The organism is Methylomonas aurea, assembly GCF_024505045.1.
Lineage (GTDB): Bacteria > Pseudomonadota > Gammaproteobacteria > Methylococcales > Methylomonadaceae > Methylomonas > Methylomonas aurea.
In genome coordinates, this window is the sequence record NZ_JANIBM010000060.1 from 1 (window position 1) to 14,401 (window position 14,401).

The window sequence follows — 14,401 nt, forward strand, 5'->3', positions numbered from 1 at the left end:
TCGCCGGCCGCCAGCCCCAGTGCATGGTAGGCCGCGCCGGCCATGCCCGGCGAGACATTGTCGCCAACCGCCGAATGGCTCAGCGGGTGCAGTTCCAGTTCCAGCATGTGCGCCAGCTCGGCGGCCAGCTCGGGCGCGGGCGGCCAACCGGCCAGCCAGACCGGCTCGCGCGGCGGCGCGTGCAGGGCGTGGTAGCTCTCCAGGGCGATATCCAGCGGCGCCTTGTTCGGATTCAAGTAATGGCGCAGGGCGGTATAACCGCCTGGGGTCAAGCGGCTACTGAAACCCAGACCAGGCAGGGTTTCCACGATCACCGCATTGCTGTCCGGCGAAGGAATCAGCACCGCGCTGCAGCCGGTCAATGGATACATGGCCAGCAATTTCAGGCCCTGGCGGGCAAAGGCTTCGGTCCAGCGTTGCAACAGGCTTTGGTGCACGCAACTGACCAACCAGTTATAGGTGCCGGGAATGTCCTCGACCGGGCTCTGCGCTGCCCAACCCACTTCGATGGCCTCGTCGGCCGACTTGAGCCATTCCTGACCGGTCAGGCAGGCGTTGAGCTGGCTGCGCTTGATGTAGCCCAACTCCACCGCCAGATCGCCGAAGCGGCGCAGCGAGAACTGTTCCGCCATCGCCAAGCCGCCGTTCGCCGCAGGCTTGCCTTGCTGTAAATCCATTACCGCCCGCGCTTGTTCCTCGGTCATGTAACCCTGGCCGACCAGCAAATGGCCCACCGACCAGCGCGTGACATGTTGCAGCAACAGCGGCTCCGCTTCCCAGCGCACCAGTTCCAGCATCTGCGGCAGCGGCCGCGGCTTTTTCGGGTTGACCGGCAATTCCACCAAGGTGGACAACACCGCCGGCGACAACAGGATGGCCGGACCGCCGCCCTGCCAGCCCTGGTTTTTCAAAGCCGCCAACACGTCGCCCAGGCCCTCGGCCATGTCCACCTGCTCGGTTCTGGCCTGGTACAACACCTCCATATCCTGGTCGGCACGGCGCAACACCGCGGCGCGCAACGAAAAGCCGTCGGTCTCGCAGACCAACAACTGCGACGGCGTGGCGAAGGGGAGAAAGCGGTTAAATTTCATCGCTGCTGGGTTTTAAGGGGTTAAGGATGTTGGATACTCGCATTCCCACGCTCCTGCGTGGGAATGCGTACTGACCCGCCCATCCGGCGGCGTTGCACTGCGCAACAAGGTCGGTTTCCCACACCCCGCGTACCCGAAGGGCATAAATGGGCATGCAGCTCGGCCCGCCAGTCCTCCGAGTGCTTTTCGAAGTGCGAATGCTGGCATGGGTTCCCATTTATGCCCTTTGGGTACGGAGGACCGTGGAAACCAGAGTAAACCGTGAGAACCCGAGTATGCCTGCGGCAGGGGCGGACGGCGAGGGCCGGGATGAAACGAAATGCTTCATTGCTGGATGGTCCACGTCAGCGGGGATGGCGGTACTACCGTGGAACTGCGCGGCGCGGCGCGGAACAGGTAGGGTTGGTTTATCGGCGTGTAAGCGATCGGCGCGGCATCGGTCCCGTAACGGGCGCAGTTGCCGTCGTAGCGTTTGCCGTCGACGGCATTGGGATTGGCCGGATCGTTGCAGACAAGCGATAGCGAATAGTGGCCCATGGTGTTGGGTAGGCTGGCGAAGGGCGAAACCAGGGTCAGTTGGGTGCTGGTTGGTAGTTGCACCACACCGTCGCTGCCGATCGTGACTTGTAGGCCGGTTAGCGTGCTGCCGGTCGGGATTTCAGCGCTGCCTCCACTCGTCACAGTTACGTCATGGCCGCTATCGACAAAATGTAACTTGTCATTGGCTGTGAAACTCAATGTATTACCGCTCAACGTAGTTCCAGTTGGGACGTCCAGCGTTTGACCGTTCGAAACCGTTACTGAAACCGCGTTGACCGGCACGTTCAGATTGCTGGCCGGGAACGGTGCGCTTTCCTCGGTGCCAATGGCATTGGGTTGGCTGTCGTCAGCAAAGCTCAACACCAGCCGCAGACTGTTTTGGCTGATCGAAATGGGATTCGTCCCTGTATTGGCAAAGCGAATCGTCACGCTGCCCCAGTTTTGGAAGGTCACTCTGTAGTCGAACGCATTGACCAGAGGTGTCACGGCGGCAACGCTGGCGCCAACCGGATAATCGTCGACTGGTGTTGCGCCGTCCGCGACCGAATTGAGTCCGAAGCTTTGCAATTGGACCTGTGTGCCGTCGTTCAGAAACCCCCAGCCGAAATTGACACTGCCATCGTCGTTTTCATATCCGTCGCGGATGCTTAATGTGCCGTCGCCATCCGGCAACAAGGCCAGATACGGGCCGCGCCAGCCGGCCAACAGGCCGCTATTGTCGTCGAAAACCGACGTGGTCAAAGGGTTTGCCGGAGCCGCGCAATCCAGGGCTTCGGTGAGTTCGCGCAAGCAATTCGGCAACCGCCCCATATCCGCCACAAAGCCGCTGATTTCCGGGGTGCCGTTGACTGTGCGGGTAGGGTCGCCGACGATGGCTGTGCGGATTTTCGCCATCCGGCGCTTGGTTTCGTCGTATTTGGCTTGATCTTCCACGCCGTCGGTCAGCATCAGGCCGGCCGAAGCGACCAGCGCCATCAGGAACAGCACCAGCAGCATTTCCAGTAGGGTGAAGCCGCGCTGCCGAGCCTCATGGTGTCGGATGTGAGGCGCCGAGAGCCGGTGCAATCGTGGAGTCGAGACAGTAACCAAACTCATCGCAGCAGGCATAACACCAGGTCGTCGCTACCCGTGGCCGGCTCGCAGGCGTTGGCGGCGGTGGGCATGTTGCGGTCGGGGCCGGCGCTGACCACGCGGGCATAGTCGGGGGTTAATATCTGTAACTCGAACGGCGTGTCGTAAGCATCGTTGACCACCCAGACGCCGATAATGGCGCCGAAGGCTTGCAGGCCGCTTTTGCGCTGCAAGTACGGCCCGTGCCAGCCGCGATGGGTGTCCGGATTCCAACCGGCGCCGAGCGGATCGGCAAACAGCATCCAGAAATTGGCCGGATGCTGGCACCAGGCGACTTTTTCGGCATCGCTGCTGCCGGCCTCGGGAGGGAAACTAAAATCGGGATTGGCGTTGGCCGGGTTGCCGTTGGCGACATCGGTGCAATCGTAAAGGCCTTGCCCCGGCAAATCATTGCTACCGCTATCCCGCCGAAACTGCAACAAGGCCTTGCGTAGCTCGGCCATCTCAAAACGGCTGGCATCGAGGCGGCCTTGGTCCTGCACGCCCTCGTAAGCCAATATCCCGACGCTGGCCAGCACCGCCATCAGTGCCACCACGGTCAGTAGTTCCAGCAGGGTGAAGCCGGTCTGGCTGTTTCTCGTTCCCATGTTCCTGCTTACCCGAACGGATATAAATGGGAATGCATATGCCCGCCCGAGATGGGTATGGGTTCCCGAGGAGGAGCGTGGGGACCGGGAAAGCCAGGTGAGCCGGAGATCGTTCAAGATACCAGTCTTCAATGCATCGCCTGCTTGATCTTGGCTTTCACACCCGCCGGCAGGTTGGCCTGCAATTGCGGGTTGACCACCGGCAATAGCCGTGCCATCAGCACGTCGATACGGGCGCCGGCGTAGGCCTGGACGCGTAGTAATTCTTCGGCAAAATCAATCGCACCGCCGGGAAATGCGGCCAACGCTTTGTCTATAGTCTGGCGGGCATTGGCCTTGTCGTCGTTCAAGGCTTGCAGCAGCGCCAGCCGGTAGACCAGGCTCTGGGTGGGGGTAAAGCGTACAGCGGCCCCGGATAGCACCGCCAACTGCTCGCGCATGGCCGGATTTTCCGGGTGGCCGGTCAGCGTGAATACCACCGGCACGTAAGGTAGCAGCAGCGGCGCGGTATCCGGGATTTGTTGGCAGACATCGATCAGGCGCTGTTCGCTGTCCAGGTCTTGTCGCGCCAATGCCGTCATTAGTGCCAATTCCATGCGGGTGTATTGCCATTCGTGGACGATGGCCACTGCCAGTGCCAGCGAGACTGCAGCGCCGGCCAGCGCCGAACCGGGCTTGGATAGCGGAATTCGCCAATGCCGCCGTTCGCCGACCGCCAACAGCCAGGCGGCAATCCCCAGAAAATGCGCATGCCACAGCGGGTATTCCACCAAGCTATGAATGGCCAGTACCGCGGCCAACATCAACATCCAGGCTTGCATGCCGTCGCTCGGAGCATCGGAGTCAAGGTTCGCGGTATCCGGCGCCGTGCTATTACCGTTTGCCGCCAGCAGGCCGTGCAGCCAGACCATGACCGATCCGGCCAACAGTAAAACAGGCAGCAGGCCCAATTCGACCAGTAGGTGCATGACGATGTTATGCGCATGTTCGATGCGGGTGGCTTGTTCCGCCGCGAAGCGGCCGGCTTGGTAGTAGGCCCAATCGAATTCACCGAAGCCGTGCCCAAGCAGCGGCCGCTGTAAAAACAAATCCCAAGCCACGGCCCAGATGTGCCATCGGGCCGAGGTGCCGCCCGACTCCGCCACGATCCGATGCGCGGCGGTGGTGTCGGGGCCGGGTAGCAGGTCCAGCGACCAGATGGCTTGGAACAGCAAATAGCCGGCCAGGCCGTAGGCCAGAGGGCTCAGCAAGTTGGGCCGGTAGCGCCAGGCGATCGCAGCCAACGCCGGCCAATATAACCAGACGCTGCGCGACGGGCACAGGCTTAGCCCGAGCGCGAGCCACAAGCCTGCCGCCGCGAACGCGCCGGTTCGAAGCGGAACTGCGTTACGCAAATACAACAACGATATTCCGCCCAGCGCCAGCAAGTCGCCGTAATGGTTGGGTTGGCCGGTGCCGCCCCACAGGCCGGTTTCGGCCCACAGCCGTGCCGCCATTTCCCGGCCTGTGGCCCATACGGCGGCTGCCAGCAAGCCGCCCGCCAGCCAGTGCGCCAAACGCTGTCGGCCGATGGTTTGCTGCAGCAAGCCCACCAGAGCCATCAGCAAGGCGGCCCACAGCAAGTAACCGACAGCGAAACCGGCATGTTGAGCCACGATTTGCGGCAATAACAGGGTTTGCAGCAGGATGAATCCGGCCAGGGCTAGCGGTAGCCAAGCGATGGCCGGCAGTTCCAGGATTGTCGAGCGCCGCAGCAGGGGGAGTGCGCACAGGCAGGCCAGCAGGCCGGCGGCGATCGCCAGCCATTCTTGATGGAACGAGGTGATCGGGAATAACTGCCAGGGGGCGAACAGCGGCAATACCGGCAAAGCGGCCAGTAGTATCAATGCGGGCTGAAACGGGAGGGATTTGGGCTTGGACATTTCTGGCGGTAAAAACGGATTAGCGATGTTGTTGTTACGGTTAGGGTTTTGTCCACCGGTCTCCGGAACCGGAGACCGGCGGCTGTCTCTCGTTCCCACGCTCCTGGGTGGGAATGCATACCTGGCATTCAAGGCCGATACGGGTTCCCACGGCGGACCGTGGGAACCAGGGAAACGCCGTTGGCGTTCGCGAAGTCTTCCAGCAGGAGCTTGTTACCATCCCTAAGGCTGGACTCTGCTCGAAAGCCCAATCTTAGCGTGGCGATGGCTTCCCGCGCCGGAGCACGGGAAGCCGCAAATGTCTCGGACCGTTTCCGGCTTAAGCCATTAGTTTTGTACGGCGGTCGCCAGGTTTTGGTCGGCGATGGTGCCGTCCGGTGCGATGATGGTCAGCAACTTGGCTTTGGACAGATATTCGCCGTCGGTAATGTTGCCGTTTTCGTCGCTGTCGGAGCCGACCAGGAACAAACCGATATAGCGCGAGTAGTTCACGTTAGGATCGACGTTGTTGGCCGGATTGGCGGTATCGGTTTTGCTGAAGCTGGGTGCTTTGCCGATGGAGACCGAGCTGTTTGTGGTGCTGGCGGCGGCATCGCCACCGAAGCCCAGAGCAACCACCAAATGGCATTCGTCGCCTTCCAGAGAGTCGCTGAATTTGTTTTGAATCCAGTTGGTGCCGGCTGCGTTAAGACCGCTAGCTGGAGCCGCCGGAACCGTAACGCCGTTCGCTGTGCACGCGGCCAAGCCCGGGATTACGGCGATGTTGGCGATCGGGCCGTCGGCGCCGATACCGCCGTCTTCGAAGTGTTCGGATTCGACTGCATGCGTTGGGTTGAAGCTTTCGTTATGCGCCAGATTCGGTATCACGCCGGTGGTGTTGGACGCTTTGGTTGAAACCACCCAGTTTTGTAATTCGTTAATGCCGGCTCGACCTAAAGATGAGGTCACGTTGGATGCCGCGGCACCCAAACTCCAGCTTGTGACGACTTCGAGCAATTGGGTCGGTACGGCGTCGATCAGAGACGCGTCCTGCGCCACCAGGTTATCCCATTGGTTAGGATAGGCGTTGGTGACCGCTTTGTATTGGCGAATCGCGTTGTCGACTTTGACGTTGGAATCGGCTGCCGCGGCTGCTTGGGCTTTATCGCCGACGCCGTCGTAAGCGATCAACGCACCTACCGCCAGAGCGGCGATCAGGGTAATTACGACCAACAGTTCCAATAAGGTGAAACCGCCTTGGTCGGCTCGCAGTTTATTCATTTGTTTCATTTTCATGTTGTTAGCTCAAGTTTCAATGCCGCAACCGCCTCGCGCGGCCTGTTGGCCATTGGGTGTTTAAATGTCTCGATGTGACCCCTCACACTCTTTTTTACGTGCTCCCCCGCGGTTGGCGGGGATGCGGAAATCTCGCCAGTGCATAAATCAACGCCATTCAGTTAGGCCGTTCGTGTTGAGCTTGTCGAACCATGAACGGCTCTTGTGCCCTTTGGGTCTAACCATTCGCCCTTCGACAAGCTCAGGACGAACGGTTAACCCTAAACTTAACGATATTGGCGCTCCCGCGTACTCGAAGGGCATGAATGGGAACGCACACTCAGCCTTGCTATGGCCTGCGCCCCTCGTTTATTCCTCTTCCCCATGGCCCGGCGCGTCGACGATGTAGCGGTACTGCTTGCCGCAGTGCAGAATCACTTCCTTCTGCCGGCGCCTGAGAATCTTGACTTCCACTCGGATGTCGCCGAAGCCGTCGTGCAACAAGACGTCGTCCAGCAACTGCAACAGTTTGTGTTTGACGGGTTGGGCGTGGATGTCGGTGCGTTTGCTCATGGTGCTTGGGTTTCGATTGCCTGTGGCTTAATGGGTTAACGGGGCTGGGCCAGCTTGTAGCCGCTTTGCCGCGCCTGTTTCAGCCAGTAGTCGGCTTGTTCCTGGCGGGCCAGGTCGTTGCTCGCGGCATGGATGCGGTACAGCATGTATTGGGCATGAGGCTGGCCCTGGCGGGCGGCTTTTTCAAACCAGATTTCGGCGTGGCGGTAATCTTGCTCGCCGCCCAGCCCCAGGTAATACAGTTCGCCGAGCAAGGTCTGGCTGTTGGCGTCGCCCCATTGCGCGGCGCGGTGGCACCAGTCGAATGCCTGGGCAAAGTTGACCTTGCGCAGTTTGTCGCCGTAACGGTAGGCGTAGCAGTTTTCGACGGCGACGGTGTAGTCGGAGTCGATGCCCATGTGGATCGGCTGGCAGGCGGCGCAGAGTGCGGCGGCCAGGGCCAGCGCGGTCTGGATTCCCACGGAGGACCGTGGGAACCGGCGCCGGGACCAAACCGGAAAACGCTGCCGCAGGCTCATTGCTCGCTGTTCCTCAGTCTGTCCGGCGCGCAGGCTTCGCCGCAGGCGGAATCGTCCGGGTATTGCGGTTTCGGCACCGGTTTGGACTGCATCGCGGTGTCCGGGGCGTATTGGTGGTATTTGACGGTCGGGTCGTATTGGTTGTGGCGTTCGTCCTTCTCGTTAAGGATGTAAGGCGTAATCAGCAGCACCATTTCCGATTTGCTGTCCGAATCCTCTGTTTGCCGAAACACATTGCCCAGCAGCGGAATGTCGGCCAGGTAGGGCACTTTGCGGCGGTTACGGGAAAACCTGTCGCGGATCAGGCCGCCGACGGCGACGGTATGGCCGTGCTTGGCGAAGATTTCGCCCTGCATGCGGGCGGTGGTGACGGTATCGATCGGCAAGTCCAGAACGGTGTTGTTGTCGCCGCTGGTGATGGGTATCGTCGCCGCGCCTTCGTTGAGCGTCGAGTTCTCCTGGCTCATCTGGATGTGGATGCTGCCGTCTTCGTTGATGTGCGGGATGATTTCCAGCGTGGTGCCGATGTCCAGCAACTCGGTTTCCGGGCTGGAGAAGGTGGTGGCGGTGTTGGTGTTTTGCACGCTGCTGACCGCGTAGCCGCGCACCATGACCCGTTCCTCGCCGACGAACAGCGTCGCCGGGCGGTGGTTGGAGGCCACCAGCATCGGGTTGGAGACCACGTTGACCCGGTTGTTTTTTTCCAGAAACTCGATGTTGGCCTTGACCTTGTCGCTGACGAATTCGTAAACGAAGCTGCCGCCGCCGGTCAAAGCCGCCGCGCCGCCCAGGATCAGCGGATTGGTGCTGTCGCCCTGGATTTTGGTGTTTTTGATTTCGAAGTTGAACAATGACGAGAAGTCTTCGCCGACCTTGACGTCGATGATCTTCATTTCCAGCATGACCTGGGTCTGCGGAATATCCATTTGCTGAACCAGTTCGCCGATGGATTTGAGGATGCTCTGGTCGCTGGTTTTGACGATGAGCTGGTTGTGTTCCTGGTTGACGGTGACGAACACGACTTTGTTGGCGCCGGCGACTTCTGCCAGTTTTTCGGTATCGATATGTTTGCCGTCCTCGGCGCCGGCTGACAATTGTTCGATCTGGTCGACGCTCATGTTGCCCGGCACCTGGTCCTGAAAGGTCAGGTTGCCCATGCCGCCCATCTGGCTGTTGCGACCGTCGCGGTAGCCGTAGGCGCGATTGATGCCGTAGCCATTGCTGCCGCGCACGCCGCCCGAACCCAGAAAGCCGCCGCCATAACCGCCGCCGGCACCGCCGTAGCCGCCCATACCCATGCCGCCCATGCCGAAGCCACCCATACCGCCCATGCCGCCGCCGAAGCTGTTCATGCCGGTCATGCCGCCGAAGCGGCCGCGATTGGCGCCGCCGCCGATCCCCATGTTGCCGCCCATGCCGCTACCCATTACCGGGTTGAAGCTGACTCGAACCCGAGGCGCGTACAGGTTTTGAATGGCCATGGCAATGGCGAGGACGTTGGGGGTGCGCAGTTGAAACACTTTGATGTTGTCGTCCTGGCCCAGCATCAAATCTTTGCTGTACTGGTCCTTGGTCATCAGCCGGTAAGTGCCCGGGCCGCCCTCGTCCTGGCGGTACCACAGGTCGCTGATGCGGCAGATCGCGCGAATGGCGTCTTCGAGTGCGATTTTCTTCAGAAAGATGGTGACTTCTTTTTTGCCGGCTTCGGGGGTGGCGACGATGTTGACCTTGGCGTCTTCGGACAAGACGCGGATGATGTCGGCCACCTGGGAATTTTTGAATTCCAGTTCTTCGATAATGAAGGTGTTGCTGGCTGCCAGCGCCTCGGCGCTCATCATCAGTACCATGATCGTCAATAGGAATATGCACTTCGTGAACTTGTCCAACAAGCCAAGCATCCTTTGTTCTTCTTATTCGCCGCCAATTTGGCGGGGTAATCACTCTTGCGTTTACTGCTTGTTTTGCTGGGCGGGGCGGCCTGATCCGCGCGGCTGCGCCCAAAAAAAATCCGCGGAGCGACCAGTGGTTGCAACGCAGATTTTTAAAACAACGGAGGAAACACAATTAATTCAATGACAATCTCCTGAAACGTCCTTGTCGTTACTGCTCCTGGGCAATCCGTTAACCGAGTCACATTTTAAGCGGATAGGAGTTTTGGCTATTAGGGAAGAAAACCCAAATTTGGCCGGGAAAATTTCCTGTTATCGGGCGATACTAAACAGTTTAATGCTCCGGCTTTGGTGCGAGTAGAGCGATAAGTCCTGAATACTGACGGAATTTTTCGGAAATTTTGTCGGTATTCAGCTAATCCAAACCGAGCTTAGGCTTACATTGCGCAGTTGGTCGGCGTCGAGATTTGCGGCCGTTACCGTTTCGGCGGTGTGCAGTCTGCCGTGTCCGTCCCTGTTCCTTTTCACCTACCATCGCAATCCGCAAGGTCCGGTTGTGGCTATCCGATTATTGGTCGTCGATTTAGAATCCGTTGCAAATAGGTTCGATACCGCTGCTTTGGCGGTACTGGGAGTGCTGGCCGACATTGCCGAATCCGCCGATTCGGACCGCCATCGGCCGCAGCCGGACGTGGTCTGGTTTGCCGACCGGGCCGAACTGGGGGTTGCGCAACGCTTGGCCGAGATTCGAGCAATCGCTCCGGAATGCCGGGCGCTGGCCGTATCCGGTGCCTGCGGCAGCCGGGCCTTGGCCTACCTGCAAGCGGGCGTGGTCGGAGTCGCCGATTTCGGCCTGGATAACCGGCGCCAAGCCGAAATAGCCCGCCGAGTTCAGGGCGGGGCCTACTATCTGGACCCGGATATCGCCCAAGTATTGGCGATCCGCCACGTCAAGCGCCTGTTGGAGCCTTTCAATACACTGAGTTCGCGCGAGTTCGACGTGTTTTGCATGCTGGCCGAGGATTTTGCTTTGCAAGACATCGCCGAGCAGTTGGGCATCAGCCGCAAGACCGTTTCCAACTGCCAGACTTCGTTGAAGCTGAAACTTGGACTGCAAGGCCGGCCGACGATGAAAAAATTTGCCGAAAGCCATGGCTTGATCTCGGGTTGAGGGGTATGATTCCCGTTGTTCGGGAATTTTTCCTTTTTTTATGTGAGGTGGGTTATGAAAAAGATATCGGTAAAAACCGCGGTAATGGCCGGTTTGGGTTTGTTGTCGCTGGGTGCGATTGCCGCCGATCAGGGACTGGAAAGCTGTATCCAGGCGGTGAAAAAAGAAAAATCCGGCGATCTGGTCAAATTGGAGAAGTTGAACGTGGCCGGCAAGGGTGCCTACGAACTCGAGTTGCGCGACAACAACCGTCAGGAATGGGAATTCATCTGCGACGCCGATAGCGGCAAATTGACCGAGCGGGAATCGGAAGTCGCCGATCCGAACAGCCAGGCCTTCAAAAAGAACGTCAAAGTCACTGAAGAAGACGCCGCGGCGACTGCATTGAAAGCCAACCCCGGCACGATAGAGGAAGTCGAGTATGAGGTCGAGGAAAATGGCGCCGCGTCTTACGAGTTCGACATCGTCAACGACAAAGGCGTCGAAACCAAGATAGAAGTCGATGCCACCAGCGGCAAGATCATCGAGACTGCCACCGAGGAATGGGAAATCGGCGAGGAGGCCGACGAACGGCGCTAACCAATAATCTCGCCGATGACAACAGCCTTGTTGCCATTGCTTCCTCCTTTCAGCCAACATGGGGCAGAGGAGGTTTGCTAAACAAATTTCCTCTTAGCTCCGCTCTATTTACTCTGCCGGCGCCGGCCGGATGCGAACCGCAATCTTGCCCGGCCCGGCGTCAAAACTCGAACCGGACCCCGGCATTGATGGCGTGGCGCGAGGTATTCTCCAGGCCCAAGGTCGTATCGTACTGCACGAAGGCTGAGCCGCCGTAGGGCAACTGCGCGGAAACCGCCGCCCTGACGTTCAAATAATCCTGATCGACCACGTAGGACGCGGTGGTGAATTTGACGTTGGGCTGGTCGGCAAAGCCGGTCTTCATGCTGGGCAACTTATCTATCCATTGCCGCTCGTATTCGACGTTGATTTGCGACACCAGCACCCCGAACGGCAGGCTGAAGCTGCGCATGACGACGGCGCCGACCGCGCTGGTCAGCGAATCGTATTTTTGGTCGTCGATAATCAGATTCATGCCCAAATTGGCGCCGTGTTCCTTACGTCCGGCGATGGACATATGCGCGTATTCGCCGCGGGCGCGCAAACCGAAAGTCCACTCGCCGAGCGGCAAATCGTAGCCGCTGGACAGGCTGAACTGCTGTTGCCAGCCGTCGGTTTTGCTTTTCGCGGTTTCGTTGACGGCATTGCCGTTGGCGTCGGTATAGGCTGTGGTGCGGTTGGTATTGTATTGGTTGTAAGTCAGGTTGCCGACGGCATCGATATACCAGTTGTCGGTCAGATTCAACGAGCCGAACAGCGATGCGGTGTAGCCGCCGATGGACTGGTCGCCGCCGTTGTTGGCGACTTCGGCGTAAGTGTTGCCGTAACCGAGCGAGGTACCCAATAAAAACCGCTGGCTGAAGCGGTAGTCGGCGCCGGCCGTAACGCCGTAAAGCGCCGAGCGGTAGCCGCGCTGCACCAGCGTCGAGGTGCGATCCACCCATTCGAACTGGCCGTTCAGGAAAAAACCCAGATTCTTGAACGACGAAAACAGATCGGGCGGGCTGTCCGGGTCGCTTTGCAGATTGATCGATAGCGCGCCGGAACTGGGCGTGGCAGCGGGCGCCTGGCCGGAGCGTTCGCCGGTTGCCGGCGCCGCCCCGCCGCTTCCGGGAGATGGGCCGGAGGTCGGCGGCGACGCCGGCGGCTGGCTGCCGACGTTGGCGGATATGTTGGTCTGCGGTGCGCCGCTGCCGACTGCGGCAAACTGGCGCTGGTTGTCCATGCGCTGACTCAGATTGGCGACCTGCAGTTTGGCTACGCGGTTGGTCAGGGTCTGCTCGGCTGCCAATTGCTTCGGACTGATCTGCCGCAATGCATTGACGAATTGGTTAACTTTGTCGGTCTCTGAGGTGCCCTCGGACAGAAACGGCTTCAAGCCGTTCAGCAGGGCTTGCAGGCTGGGCGGCGTGTTCGGGTTGCAATCGGCTTGTTGCAGGGCGCTGGCTAGAGACTGCACGTCTGCCGGAACCAGATTCGGCAGGCGCGGGACTATGGTCAGCAAAAACTGCTTTTCCTGCTGCGACAGCACGTACAGATCGTCGGAGCCGGTCGGGCAGTTGACGTCGCTGTTGAAGGCGCCGCTGATGTTGCCGGTGGTCGTGGTCAGAATCGCGGTTTGGGCGAAAAACTGCTGCGGGCTGAAGTTGGGTTGACTCGCCAGACGCTGCAAGTCCAACGATGCGCCTTGCAATGCAATGCTGCGGGCGGTGATCGAATCGGAAACCAAATGGCCGTTCTGGTCGCCGCCGAATTCGATCATCAATTTGCTGTTACTGCCGAACACCAGATCGGCATCGCTGGCGTCGATTTGGGCAATACCCAAACCGCTGGGGGCGGGGCCGGGGGCAAAGTTATTGTTGAACTGTACGCCGCCGGCGTAGGCGCCGCTGCCGGTGACCGGGCCGTTCAACACCAGGTTGTTGCCATTGGCGCCTACCGTGCCCTGGTTGACCAACTGGCCGCCGACGCTGCCGTTGCCGCGCAAAACTCCGGCCTGGATATCGGTCAAGGCCTGGGTCCAGTTGCCGTCGACTTGGGTGGTGCCGGCGGTCTGCCGGTAGCTGCCGTTGCCTTGCAGCGCGGCAGCCGCGGCGACCACGACATTGCCGCTATTGATCAAGGTGGATTGGTTATCCAATTGGAAATTGCCGTTCAACAACAGGTTGGTCGAGGTGCCGCCGTCACCGTCGATGATAAATTTGCCGGGCCCGAGCATGGAACCGCCGGACAAGGTCGCCGAAGACACTCTCAATTCGCCCGGCCCGGATAAGGTGCCGCCAGTCTGAATGTACTGGTCGACTTCGGTGACGGCCGCGGCGAAGGTGACATGGCCGTCGTTAATCACCAGGGTCTGACCCAATACCGCCGGCGTCGATGAGGCGAAATTGACGTTGCCGCCATTGATAGTCGTGGTGCCGCTGACGTTGTAGCCGGCGTTGATATCGGTGGTGTCGACGTTTTCGTCGCCGCTAAAAGTCGCATTGGTCGCGGTTAGCGCTGCGTTCAGGGTGTTGGTACCGCCGCTGGCGGCGAACGAGGTAACGGATAAGGCTTTGTCGATAGTGTTGCTGCCGCCGCTCAAGGTAATGTTGGCGGATGTGACGCCGGCGCCGCTGGTGATCTGGTTGCTACCGCCGCTGAAGGTCAAATTGGTGGTGGCGATTGTCGCGCCGGTCGCGAACTGGTTGGTGCCGCCGGCAAATTCCAACGTGCCGGCGCCGGTATAACTGCCGGTAAGCGTGTGGTTACCGCTGCCGCTGAAAATCAAGGTACCGGCGTTGACCTGGGTCGTGCCGGTGTAAGTGTTGTCGCCGCTCAGGGTTACCGTACCGGCGGTGGTTTTGTTGATACCGACGTTACCCGCCAGCGCGGTCTCGATCGAACCGGATTGCAGATTGTAGGTCGTGTTCGAGGTTAAAACCCCGCTACCGCTGATCGTGCCGGATTGTAGCGTGACGCCAAGCACTGTGTCGCTGAACGCGCCCATTGCTAACGTGCCGCCGTCGACGACGATGCTGGAGCCGTCGGCGAATACATTGCTGGCGCCCAAGGCCAGGGTGCCGGCGCTGATCGTGGTCGTGCCGGTGTAGGTATTGGCGCCGCTC

General features: G+C 59.9%; 11 protein-coding genes. 2 read left to right on the forward strand and 9 right to left on the reverse strand.

Features of this window, described 5'->3' with window-relative positions; all coding sequences use genetic code 11:
• The 8 genes from NP603_RS21140 to NP603_RS21175 all read right to left on the reverse strand — a co-directional run.
• The coding region (locus NP603_RS21140) for a hypothetical protein (protein ID WP_256612845.1) at window positions 1-1,091 on the reverse strand (1,091 nt) is incomplete at its 3' end.
• Between the two features lie 324 nt (window positions 1,092-1,415).
• Window positions 1,416-2,726 (reverse strand): prepilin-type N-terminal cleavage/methylation domain-containing protein, encoded by a 1,311-nt coding sequence (locus NP603_RS21145; RefSeq protein WP_256612847.1) that lies wholly within the window; start codon window positions 2,724-2,726, stop codon window positions 1,416-1,418.
• Complete coding sequence (locus NP603_RS21150) at window positions 2,723-3,349, reverse strand: type II secretion system protein (RefSeq protein WP_256612848.1); 627 nt, start codon at window positions 3,347-3,349, stop codon at window positions 2,723-2,725. The genes NP603_RS21145 and NP603_RS21150 overlap by 4 nt, the downstream gene beginning before the upstream one ends.
• A gap of 128 nt (window positions 3,350-3,477) precedes the next feature.
• Entirely contained in the window at window positions 3,478-5,271 is a 1,794-nt protein-coding gene (locus tag NP603_RS21155) for a PglL family O-oligosaccharyltransferase (protein WP_256612849.1), read from the reverse strand.
• A 327-nt stretch (window positions 5,272-5,598) separates the two neighbouring features.
• Complete coding sequence (locus tag NP603_RS21160) at window positions 5,599-6,531, reverse strand: type II secretion system protein (RefSeq protein WP_256612850.1); 933 nt, start codon at window positions 6,529-6,531, stop codon at window positions 5,599-5,601.
• Between the two features lie 363 nt (window positions 6,532-6,894).
• Window positions 6,895-7,098, reverse strand: coding sequence for a hypothetical protein (locus tag NP603_RS21165; protein ID WP_256612851.1), 204 nt, complete (start codon window positions 7,096-7,098; stop codon window positions 6,895-6,897).
• A 35-nt stretch (window positions 7,099-7,133) separates the two neighbouring features.
• Window positions 7,134-7,559 carry an SEL1-like repeat protein gene (locus NP603_RS21170; RefSeq protein ID WP_256612852.1) on the reverse strand — a complete coding sequence of 142 codons (426 nt, stop codon included), beginning with the start codon at window positions 7,557-7,559 and terminating at the stop codon, window positions 7,134-7,136.
• Window positions 7,560-7,612: 53 nt separating this feature from the next.
• Window positions 7,613-9,514: a type II secretion system protein GspD gene (locus NP603_RS21175; protein WP_256612853.1), complete on the reverse strand. Its 1,902-nt coding sequence runs from the start codon at window positions 9,512-9,514 to the stop codon at window positions 7,613-7,615.
• 547 nt (window positions 9,515-10,061) lie between these two features.
• On the opposite strand from NP603_RS21175, the gene NP603_RS22125 reads away from it, so the two are divergent.
• A complete protein-coding gene (locus NP603_RS22125) occupies window positions 10,062-10,676 on the forward strand; it encodes a LuxR C-terminal-related transcriptional regulator (RefSeq protein ID WP_256612854.1) in 615 nt (204 codons plus the stop codon).
• Between the two features lie 54 nt (window positions 10,677-10,730).
• Window positions 10,731-11,255 (forward strand): PepSY domain-containing protein, encoded by a 525-nt coding sequence (locus NP603_RS21185; protein WP_256612855.1) that lies wholly within the window; start codon window positions 10,731-10,733, stop codon window positions 11,253-11,255.
• A gap of 160 nt (window positions 11,256-11,415) precedes the next feature.
• Here NP603_RS21185 and NP603_RS21190 read toward each other — a convergent pair.
• A partial coding sequence (locus NP603_RS21190) for an autotransporter family protein (protein WP_256612856.1) occupies window positions 11,416-14,401 on the reverse strand: 2,986 nt, incomplete at its 5' end.